General features: G+C 57.4%; 1 protein-coding gene. It reads left to right on the top strand.

Features of this window, described 5'->3' with window-relative positions; translation table 11 throughout:
• Window positions 1-1,501: 1,501 nt before the first annotated feature.
• Window positions 1,502-1,773 (top strand): type II toxin-antitoxin system VapB family antitoxin (locus EYS42_RS17390; protein WP_245503692.1); only part of this gene is annotated, 272 nt, incomplete at its 3' end.

Here is a 1,773-nt window from a genome sequence, read left to right as displayed (position 1 = left end):
CGCCGTGGCGATGACCGCAGGCCTGGTTGAGCTGGGCATTTAGACTGGTTCACTGCCTCGGTGATGGAGTTACCACTTCCAGAGCGATGGCGTGCGCCGGTGGGCGTGTTGGTGGAATTGCAAGGCAGGGCAGAGTCGCAAGCCCTTGCAGAGCTTGAAGATTCCAGAGAGATTGCCGCAGCCACTGTCATTGCCAGAGTGGTATTTTGAAGAGGCCTAACGCCAAAGTTCACCGGCGCCGGAAGCCGAAGGCTGGAGGGCACCTCGACGGGCCACGCCGTAGGCGTGGAACGTTGAGGCGTCCGCGTGCAACGCCCCGTTAGGCTGGCCAGCGAAGGCAGCAGCCTGTGAGCATGCTTGGACTGCATAAAGTGCAGGCAAGGTGCCTCCCGTTTGGCTTGTGTTTGACACCGCTGGGGCGGTGCATCGAATGGCACCAGCATAACGTGAAGACGCCAGGCAGTGATGGCGCAGCCATGACTGCGGGCTGAGATTTCGAGCCGGTGGCGTGGCAGCACCACGGCACAGAACCTGACGCTGATTGCCGAAGGACAAGCAGCCCACTTGGCGGTGGCGCGTGGCACTTTCGCGCCGAACAGTGGTGAGCAGGCAGCCGAAGGACTGACAGCCAGATTGAGCTGGCGAACCGAACCCCGTGGCGAACCGATTGGCGAGTAAGCGCCGTGCTTGAAGCGAAGCCTGCCAGAGGATTTGCCTGGAAGCAGCCGAGGCCCGCCAAACCATTCCCGCATGATGAGCGGAGCAGGGCGCTCGATGCCGCAAAACATGCACTGCAAATGCTTCCAGAGCCTATTTCAGAAGTGGCCTAACGCCCAAGGTAAGCGGCGCCGGAGCCCGATAGGGCGGAGGGCACCAACACTGGCCATGAAGATGCCGCAGGCATGGCCAGTGTTGGCGTCCGCTTGACCGCCGAGTTAGGCCAAAGTGCAGTTGCATGCGGCTGTTGCCTACGCTCGGTGATGGAGTCACCACTTCCAGAGCGATGGCGTGCGCCGATGGGCGGGCAGCGGTGCATAGCGAACAGTTCCTCCGTTAGGATGAAATTTTCGCAAAGGCAGGCAAGATTCCTGGATGATGCTGAGTTTTGATGTCGTATTTATTGCGCATTTATGTCAAATCATCCCAGTAAATAAAGCTTAGCATAGCAATCAATGCTGCTCCAACTAAGCCGGCCCCCGGTTGAATAGGCAGTGACATTACGAGCAGTGCTGTAAATTGAGCAATCCAAAGGAGCGCAAAAACAATGGGCGCCCATTTGCGTTTGCGCCAGAAGCCAATTCCTGTGATTAATATATTCAAAGCAGATGCTGCAACTACCCAGCTTGGTTGCATGTGGACGCGCGTCTGAGGTAACGCCAAGAGCACGATTCCACTAAGTCCCAGTAATATCAATACGCCAGAGCATATCCGAAGTACTGTGTTCTTCATTGGGATGAGGGCCTAACGCCCAAGGTAAGCGGCGCCGGAAGGAGCGCAGCGAGTGCAGGGCACCAACACTGGCCATGAAGATGCCGCAGGCATGGCCAGTGTTGGCGTCCGCTTGACCGACCAGTTAGGCGCAAGTGAGTTGAAAGATGCTTGTCGCGACGGTGGCAACACGCTAGCATGTGTATGCTTTGCACTTTGGGTACACATCATGCGCACCAACATTGAGATTGACGACAAGTTGATGAGCGATGCTCTTCGCTTGACCGGCCTGAAGACAAAGAAGGAAGCCGTAGAGCTTGGCCTGCGCACACTGCTCCGATTGCG

The sequence above is a fragment of the Aquabacterium lacunae genome, assembly GCF_004310865.1.
In the GTDB taxonomy this organism is placed as follows: Bacteria; Pseudomonadota; Gammaproteobacteria; order Burkholderiales; family Burkholderiaceae_C; genus Aquabacterium; species Aquabacterium lacunae.
Note: the sequence above shows the minus strand (reverse complement) of the source record. Positions and strands in the feature narration are given on the sequence as shown.